This window comes from Nostoc sp. MG11, assembly GCF_014904695.1.
Classification (GTDB): Bacteria; Cyanobacteriota; Cyanobacteriia; order Cyanobacteriales; family Nostocaceae; genus Komarekiella.
Window position 1 is genome coordinate 1 of the sequence record NZ_JACXXN010000092.1, and the last position, 8,499, is coordinate 8,499.

The 8,499-nt window shown below is 43.1% G+C and carries 11 protein-coding genes; 7 read left to right on the plus strand and 4 right to left on the minus strand.

Features of this window, described 5'->3' with window-relative positions:
* Positions 1-73: 73 nt before the first annotated feature.
* From HCR01_RS35910 to HCR01_RS35925, 4 genes are all read right to left on the minus strand, one after another.
* Positions 74-439 carry a hypothetical protein gene (locus tag HCR01_RS35910; RefSeq protein WP_193200672.1) on the minus strand — a complete coding sequence of 122 codons (366 nt, stop codon included), beginning with the start codon at positions 437-439 and terminating at the stop codon, positions 74-76.
* A 109-nt stretch (positions 440-548) separates the two neighbouring features.
* Positions 549-1,457, minus strand: coding sequence for a hypothetical protein (locus tag HCR01_RS35915; protein ID WP_193200673.1), 909 nt, complete (start codon positions 1,455-1,457; stop codon positions 549-551).
* A 190-nt stretch (positions 1,458-1,647) separates the two neighbouring features.
* Entirely contained in the window at positions 1,648-2,694 is a 1,047-nt protein-coding gene (locus HCR01_RS35920) for a Fic family protein (RefSeq protein ID WP_193200674.1), read from the minus strand.
* A gap of 194 nt (positions 2,695-2,888) precedes the next feature.
* Positions 2,889-3,383: a helix-turn-helix domain-containing protein gene (locus HCR01_RS35925; protein WP_193200675.1), complete on the minus strand. Its 495-nt coding sequence runs from the start codon at positions 3,381-3,383 to the stop codon at positions 2,889-2,891.
* 171 nt (positions 3,384-3,554) lie between these two features.
* Between HCR01_RS35925 and HCR01_RS35930 the strand changes: the two genes are divergently transcribed.
* From HCR01_RS35930 to HCR01_RS35960, 7 genes are all read left to right on the plus strand, one after another.
* Positions 3,555-4,610: a hypothetical protein gene (locus tag HCR01_RS35930; RefSeq protein ID WP_193200676.1), complete on the plus strand. Its 1,056-nt coding sequence runs from the start codon at positions 3,555-3,557 to the stop codon at positions 4,608-4,610.
* An 85-nt stretch (positions 4,611-4,695) separates the two neighbouring features.
* Positions 4,696-5,649 (plus strand): hypothetical protein, encoded by a 954-nt coding sequence (locus tag HCR01_RS35935; RefSeq protein ID WP_193200677.1) that lies wholly within the window; start codon positions 4,696-4,698, stop codon positions 5,647-5,649.
* A 236-nt stretch (positions 5,650-5,885) separates the two neighbouring features.
* Entirely contained in the window at positions 5,886-6,548 is a 663-nt protein-coding gene (locus HCR01_RS35940) for a hypothetical protein (protein WP_193200678.1), read from the plus strand.
* A gap of 136 nt (positions 6,549-6,684) precedes the next feature.
* On the plus strand, positions 6,685-7,143 hold the full coding sequence (locus tag HCR01_RS35945) for a hypothetical protein (protein ID WP_193200679.1): 459 nt from the start codon (positions 6,685-6,687) through the stop codon (positions 7,141-7,143).
* 232 nt (positions 7,144-7,375) lie between these two features.
* The gene (locus HCR01_RS35950) at positions 7,376-7,672 is read left to right on the plus strand and encodes a VVA0879 family protein (RefSeq protein WP_193200680.1); all 297 of its coding nucleotides are present in this window, start codon (positions 7,376-7,378) and stop codon (positions 7,670-7,672) included.
* A gap of 101 nt (positions 7,673-7,773) precedes the next feature.
* Positions 7,774-7,980, plus strand: coding sequence for a hypothetical protein (locus HCR01_RS35955; protein WP_193200681.1), 207 nt, complete (start codon positions 7,774-7,776; stop codon positions 7,978-7,980).
* On the plus strand, positions 7,977-8,499 hold a 523-nt coding region (locus tag HCR01_RS35960; protein WP_193200682.1), incomplete at its 3' end, for a hypothetical protein. The genes HCR01_RS35955 and HCR01_RS35960, both read left to right, overlap by 4 nt.

The following is an 8,499-nucleotide window of genomic DNA, read 5'->3' on the forward strand; positions in this document are numbered from 1 at the left end:
AATTAAAATAGCACTTGAATTAGTTAATCCTCAACATCTCAAAAATTGGTTTACAAATTGCTGTTACTGTACCTCATAAACTACGAATTTGCTGTATCGTTAGTTCGAGCGTCGCCAATAACCAAGTAGTTGGATCTTCTGCAATACTAAATTCAGATTTGCGCGTGTACCAATTATTACTTTGAATTTTTTTTAACTCTTGCACAAATGTTGCTAATCCTGGTGTTGCCAACAAGCAACGAGCATCTGTAGCCAGAGCATCGGTGATGCGTTTGAGTTCTGTTGCCTGTGCTTCTACCAGTGTTTGTTCTAAACCACGAAGTTCTTGCATTCTTGCTTTTACTAGTTGTTGCAAATCTGCAATCTCTGGGTCGAATTGACTAGCATGATTTTGCACCAACTCTTCATACAAAGAAAGCAGGGAATTAGAATCTGTCATGGGATTCCTCACTTTATAAGTGCTAATTGTTAGTGACTACCGCAGTTTGAAACTACTGCAAAGCGTTTAGTAGTTCTTTTGTACTAATATATCATTAATTGTTTGATTTCTAAAAAAGCATTTTTCCCGCTTCAGATTCCGACTCCAAAACCCTCAATACTTTCTCTTCCAAATCCGTCAAATAAGCACGATTCAGCTTCCCCAGCGTCTCCAAAAACTTCTGCACCGACTCCTCCAGCCCACTCGAATACACCCGACTGATGCGATCGCTCAAGGACTGCATCTGCTCACATTCGGCAGGCAGGTAATTGAAGGACTTCAGATGTTGCAACCCAACGGTGTACTCTCCATCCCACATTCTCACGATGCAGCTAAAGTCATTCACTTGGCTTACGATACCCCAGCAGCCACCTTTGCCTCTCAGTTCGGGATTGTCCTTAGCAAGAATTTGGCAGACTTCGCCTAACTGGTAGGTATTGGGTACTTTCGTCCTTTCCATTATTCGCTGCACCGCATCTTTGACGATGCGATGAGATGGTACTTTCCCGTTGGCAGACTCTACAGCTTGCTCCCATGCTTCGGGCTGAATGTTCGGGTCTAGCTTGGACAGTGGTCTGATTTGCCACTCATTAGTTGGCAGAATGTGATCGTTCCGATCACATTTTTGCTCCAAGTTTTGAAAAATAACAGCTGCTTCCATCAAAAAATAGGGCTGTCTACGGCTGTAACCAAATCTATCTTTACAGTATTCTTCAAATGTCTTGTGGGTAGAACGGTATAACCTGCGATCCCGTAATTCCGCCAGCGCCTTCCCCGCTTCAAAAAACGCCCGTTCTACTTTCCGCTCCAGGTGGAGGCGATCGCTCTGTTCCTGCTCGGTTAATTCTGAAACTTCAACAGCAGTAACGGTGATTGTTGCTGTAGCTGGGTTTTCTTCTTGGGCAAGATTATCTGGTGTTGTGCCGTCACCAGATGCAGAGATGGTGGCTTTTTTGCGTTTCGGTGGTAGTTTGTTCATCAGTCCACCTCTGGCTGAACAGTGGGTGAACGAATATCAAGTTGTGCCATGATAAGGATGTAATATCGAAATTTATTCCCCAAACCTTTTGCTGAGGTTGGGGTTTTCGTTAGTTTGTTTACATAATATATTTGTATCTCTAATATAGGTACTAATAAGGCGAACAGTACCTATTTAATAAGTACTATACCTATTTCTTCTGCCAACGAGCATCCGGGCCGCGCCCTAAACATTCAAGCCGTCCCTGTGTTCGTTCTTGGCGTAAAATGCGGCGAATTAGGTCTATCCCCACCGTAGGACATTGTGCCTGTAAATCCTTAATAGAAAAATCAAATGGCATATTGCTAATAGCATCAAGCACCATAGCTGTTTTAGCTCCCTTAGTCTTTGTCACCAAACCTACCCGATGCTCGAACTCTCGGTAAGCTGAAAGTACAATGACTCCCAAGAAATACTCCCACCACGGCAATAAACTATGCTGCCCTTGATGCCAATCCTGCGAGGACTGGTAAAGTGTATCGTAGTAACTTTCCTTTGTGCGCTCGACAATCCTTTCCAAACTCATGAAACGTCCAACTTCATAACCAGCTTTATACAGCAACAGTAGTGTTAATAGACGAGCCATGCGTCCATTACCGTCTGTAAAAGGGTGAATGCACAGAAAGTCAAGGACATAGCTTGGTATTAGCAGCAATGGTTCAATTTCATCGGACTGCCAAAGGGTGTTAAACCGTTCGTGCAAACTTTCCATTGCAGTTGCTGTGGCATAAGCGGGGACTGGCTCAAACCTAACTACTTTTTTGCCATCTGAATAAGTTTCGCTAATTTCGTTATCTACTGATTTCCAGCGCCCACCTTCAACCACAGCAAACTGATAAAGGTCACGGTGTAGCTGTAAAACCACCCCAGGAGTAAAAGGGATATAGGCGTAGCTAGTGTGAATAGTCGTCAGCACATCTCGATAACCAGCGATTTCTTGTTCTGAGCGATCGCGGGGAGTAATTTTTTCGGCTACTATTTCCTTAATGCGTTCTATTGGTGCGGTAATCCCTTCTATTCGGTTAGAAGACTCAGTACTCTGAATAATCGCAGCTTGGCGCAGGGTTTCTAATACTTGTGGCGACTGTTCCTTAAATAATTCCTGTTTACCTTTATACTCACCAATTAGCCGGATAGTACGTAGTAAGTTTTGAGTGATCTGCTGATATTCAATAAATCCAGGCTCAAAGGATTTCATTTCAAATTTTCCTGGATATTTTCTCTGTACTTAATTTGCCCATGTCTACTTATTCCATCATTAATTGCAAAGTAGACACATAATTTTAGGGGTGATCTAATAAGGTAGGCATTCGCACAGCGTCTGGTAAAAAAGCCCACCTTAAGCGTTCTTCCCAAAGGAGACAAAAAGCAAGATAGTAGCAGGTTCAATCATCAAACTGCTTCTTCCTCAAACAAGTCCTCAATATCACATTCCAGCACCTTACATAGTCTCGCTACTTTTGCAAAAGTTTCTGCTCCTTTGCCATATTCCCAATTTCTGATTGTCGAGGTATCAACTCCAACTAAGTCACCTAGTTGTTTTTGAGTTAATCCCATTTTTTCTCTTAGAGATGCAATGCCTTTTTTGGGTGTTTCCGTTAAGTTCAACGGAGGTTTGAACACTTTGATTAAGGCATTCTCTAGCTTTCTAAGCAATTCGGCTTCGGTTCTAATGTACGAAATTTTAACACCTTCAAGACGACTTAAGACTTCTAGCTTGGAATGGCTTTTCCATTTTTGCCTTAAATTCTCTGACATACCCACGTACAGCACCGAATTATCTTTGTCGATTGCTAAATAAACACAAGGCTCATCCGGCAATGAGTTTCTGTCTTCAAGTGCCACAAATGGCAACTCCCATAAATTAACATCCTCCATATAAACCATAACTTTTTAGCGCTTCCTTTGTAATATATCTGCTAATATATTAGCGTCAATAGCTAAAAAATTCTTTACAACGCTAAAAAATTAGCGTACAATAGTGAAAGATAAAGAGAAAGCGCCCCGACTCGCAATCTGAAGCGCTTTCTCTGTCCCTAATAATAAGGAATCTTAATTATGACCCATCCAACCTACACACAGCAATCCCTTTCCCGCTACACCCTCAAGAGCCTCAAAAGAATTGCCGCAGAACTTGGCGTAACACCCACCGGGGACAAAAGAGCGGCTGAAACCTGGATAAACGCAATCATCACTCACCAATCCAACCAGCTTCAGAAGGTTGACAACCAAGCCGCAGCCCAAGCCGAACTCGATAGCTACATCACCGACCAAGCCCAAACCATAGCGAACGTACCACTGACAACCGTAGAAATCAACTTCTACCACCACGAGGTCTACTGTGGCAAAGAACTGATAGCTTACATCGCTTATGACCACGATGATTTAATCACCCAACCGTGGCTAGTCATGGTCAACGGCAAAGAAGAATTCCGCGACACCACCTCCGCCAGATGTCAACGCTTCATTGAATGGCATTACAAAGACGGCACACTTAGACAAACATTCCCAGCACCAGATGTAATAGCAGAAGTCCCAACAATCCTGGAAATCTCGTTTTATGACCAGGAAGCGTTTGTAGGCGACGAACTCGTAGCCAGCATTAGCTACGACCACGGCAACTACCAAAACCTGTACTGGCGGGTATTGGTAAACAACGTTGAGATTTTCCGCGACCTCTCAGCCACCAGATGCCACAGCTACATTAGACAGCAATACCAGCAAGGCACATTAGCAGTACAAGAGCCATTTATAGAAGAACTTTACACCACTGGGAATGAAGTCATGTCCCAAATTTTCACTGAATGCGAAAAGTTTGGGTTTGACATTATGGATGACGGCATTTACCAGAATGACCAGAAATTAGGCGAAGTGGGATGCACTGATGGTAATTGGTGGTTCATACGCGCAGCAGAAGGCAATCAAGAACGAGTCATCTGTGATTCTGCACCAGATGCGGTCTGGTGGTTGTCGATGACAGATGATTTACCCACTACTGAACCCATTGATGAATACTTGCAATACCGTTCGTTGGAGCAGATGACTTCTGCCCAATTGCAAGAGCTTTTGGAGTCTCAATCACAATCCCAAGGCAGAGAACTAGCCACAGTGTAAAACCTCGTGTGGGCAGCAATTTCCACTGCTGCTCACTTTCACCTATTTTCTGGTCAATCTCCTCAAAAAGTTATCCAGGAGCAACATGAGTTTATCTTTAAATCAAAGCGCTTTAACTGAGTCTCCGTCTTTAAGGACATCTGCATTAGATGGATTAGATGATTCTCGCTCTCAACAAGTATTGAACAAAGCAAAAGCCATAGTGTTCGCTGTCTGGAATGGCGAAGGTTGGGCAACAGTTGAGCAGTTAGCTCAATACTTTCAATGTTCTATACAAGGCATTAAGCATATACACGAGAGAAACAGCAAGGAATTTCGAGCTAACGAAACTAGAAAATTAACTGGCAAAGACTTGTCTGATGCTCGCTCCCTGTTAGGGCTACCATCTAGAACATCCCAAGCCAGGGTATTTTCACCACTTGGAACACTCCGCATTGCAATGCTGCTGGCTGAATCTGAAATTGCTGCCCAAGTACGAACCATTATCTTAGAGCTAGTTGTAAGCGTAACAAATATCACACCTAAAACTCTGCCCTCCGTACCTGCCCTTCCCCCGATCGAGCAACGATTAAAAACATTAGTGGAGGCTATGAAGACCCTAACCGAACTAACAGGGGGCAGACTCAACCCATACATGGAGCAGCAAATGACGGATTACGCCGTTAATCTTTTTGCTGACTACAACAGACTTGCCCTAACTGGCAGACAAGAAAAGTGGTTAGGCGTGGTCAACTTCGCGGAAAGTGAACTGGGAAAGAAAGTCCCTATCAAAGGCACTCACTATCGCGGACACCTGGGAACGTGGGTGAGAACATTCTACCCTCAGTTGGGCGTAGGCGTAGCCCGCCGAAGGCATCGCCAAGAAACACGACTGGTCAATGGTACTCAGCAACACGTCTACATATATCCCTGCCATGACCCGGTTGTCGCGGCTGGACTAACCAAAGCTGTAGAAGAATTCTTTGCTCATCCTAGCCCCGGTGCAGCCCTTAGAGAGGCAGGTGCTTTCGTTAGCAAAAAGGAACGGGCATCAGTTTAAAACATAAAAGCAACCGCATCTTTGAATGTAGAGGCGATCACTAAGTGAAGATCACAGATTTTGCTGGTGTTTTGTCAGTCCTAACATTAAAAGATTTTTTCTCTTCAAGTCAAGCAACTATAAAGCTGACAACACCATTTGTTATAAAACGACTTCTACTTTGAGCAATTATCTAACAAGACTGAAATCAGATTTATGTGAGATAAACAAGCCGGAGTTACCAAAAGGAATTAACAATGACTAAATTCCAAGATCCAAGAGCAAGAGCGATCGCTGCTCAGATAGAAACCATCAATGCAATCGGTTGGGAGTCAGCTCACGACCCAGTTCTTCAAAATCATGTAGTCCAAGGCGGCCTCTCCCCAGTTGAGGGCATACTGCGTTTCGATATGTTCATGGGCAAAGTGCAGCAAGCCGCTAGAGAACGAGAGAGTGTCTGGGCATCTCAGGTAGAGCAGAAAATCAGCGGCATCGAATGGTACACAGTCGAATATGGGGGCATTACGGCTGTGCTTCCTCGGCTGCATGAGGATTTGAAGTGTGTGCCTGGGGATAAACAGATTCTCATGCAATCCAAGCCTGTGGCTCTTGACTTCCTTGCTCACTGGAATCAAGTTTTCAAAGTGTGGCGTTACGACAAAGATAATTGCGATCGCTGGAGCCGAACCAGATGGGGTAACTTTTACGCCCAATACTTGAAGCGGGAATGGGTAGAAATCTGGGTTGAAGATCACATCTCCACAGTTCTGTTACAAGACGGCACTTGCCGAGAAGAACCCGTTTTCGCAATTAACGCTTGCTGCTACTGGGGAGATCCAATGGACGTCCATCGCACAGATGCATATCCTCAATCTGGATCAAGCTGGTTTCAGTGGAATAATTTCACGCCGTGGAGGTAAGAGCGATCGCCTAACACTAAGTAAAGCGATCGCCTAATCAAGAAAGAGTAATTATCCATGTTTAACTTACCAGCTTTTAATCGAAAAACTCCAGAAATTCTAGTGACAACAAAACTCTACATCGCCCCATAACTCTATGGAAATTAACAAAATCAAAATCAAGGACAACGACATAGAAATCATCTACGATTTACCTCCACAATCTAGTTCAAATGAGCGTAAAACAGTTAAGTTTTTGTGTGACGAGTCACCCAAACCATCGTTTTTTGATGTCATGAATGGTTTACTAAATGACACAATAGAATTCTGTGGATTGGACTCTGATATGTGGTCAGAAGGAGAAGTTATAGGTGTGACCCTTAAACATTCTGATGATGGCATAGGTATCAACATCACTGTGCAGAGCAAAATTAATGATTTGGCTGTAGTGGTGAACACGCCTCATATTTCGTCCGCTGTAGTTTCTGATGAATTAGAAGAACGCATTAACAAACTGCTTGCGGAGTCAGAGGCGTACATTCAGGGTCAGCGATCGCAAATGTCATTGTTTGATACGAAAGAGGAAACTGTTGTCAGACAATTTCAAATGCAGTAATTAGGTTATTCAACAGGAGAAAATATGGAAATCGGATACTTTCAAAAAGATAGGCTGATTGAAAAACTAGCTCGGAAGTTTTACGCAATTCAAGGCTATGCAGTTCGTGAAGACTATTGAATGCAATCAGCGACACATCCAGCAGAAAGGGCGTGTGTAGTTATGGCTACGCTTGCCATTGAAGAATTTGAATCCATCAAATGTGAATGTGAATGTGAAGAGGAGTCAGAAGATGAATAAACAACAATGGATTACTCAAGGAGAAACGTTATTTGGACAAGACAAGATGCAATGGAAATTTAAATGTCCCTGTTGTGGTCATATCGCTACGGTTCAGGACTACAAAAAAGCTGGCGCTCCATCTTCAGCCGTTGGATTTTCTTGCGTAGGACGGTGGTTGGAAGTACGTAAAGAAGCTTTTGACGACAAAGATAAACGCAAGATTCCTTGTAATTATGCAGGCGGCGGATTAATCAATATTAGTCCAGTTGATGTTGATGGTCGTAAAGTTTTTGAATTTGGAGTTTGAGGAAACATTTTCTTAAAGGAATATAAATAAATAAAGCGATTATTACTTAATTCAGTAACAATCGCCACACAAAAACACTCCTTGTTTCAAAGATAACAAAAATGAAAGCTATCGTTACAGTAGTCGAAAAAATCACATCTGAAGCCCACATCGATATCCCTGATGGATTATCAGAAGATGCAATTAAACAGCATATTGTTGAGCAATATAACAGTGGTGAAATGCTGTTTGACATGAATATTTTTCAAGCTGATTTTGAATCAATTAGCGCCAAGATTATCAAGAATCAAAGTGAGGGTGAAGTATGACTGTTGCACAACTGCTGACGCCAGAACAAAGCAGTATTGTTGGTAGACATCTTCTAAACTTCTACGAGTCACCATCTTGGTTCACTACTGAACTACTGCGTCATGTCAAATTATCCGGTGTGATTGGTGAACCATGCGTAGGACATGGCGCAATTGCTTCTTTACTCCAAGCGTGGCCCTACACCAAGAATATTTGGACTAACGATATTGACCCCAACAAAACAGCAGATTATTACTACGACGCGACGCAAAAAGAGTCGTGGGAACAATTGCCAGAAGCCGACTGGATATGTACTAATCCTCCATACGCGGAGTTTGCTGCACCAATTATCAAAAATGCATTCTCTAAAGCCCGTATTGGAGTAGCAGCATTTTTACTAACCAGCTTTCTTGAACCCTGTGATGACCGGGCTACATTTCTCCAAGAACACCCGCCGTCACTCGTCCTAATCATGCCACGTTATTGCTTTCGCAAGGATAAGAAAGGCAAGCGCTGGGCAACAGATAATATCACCATTT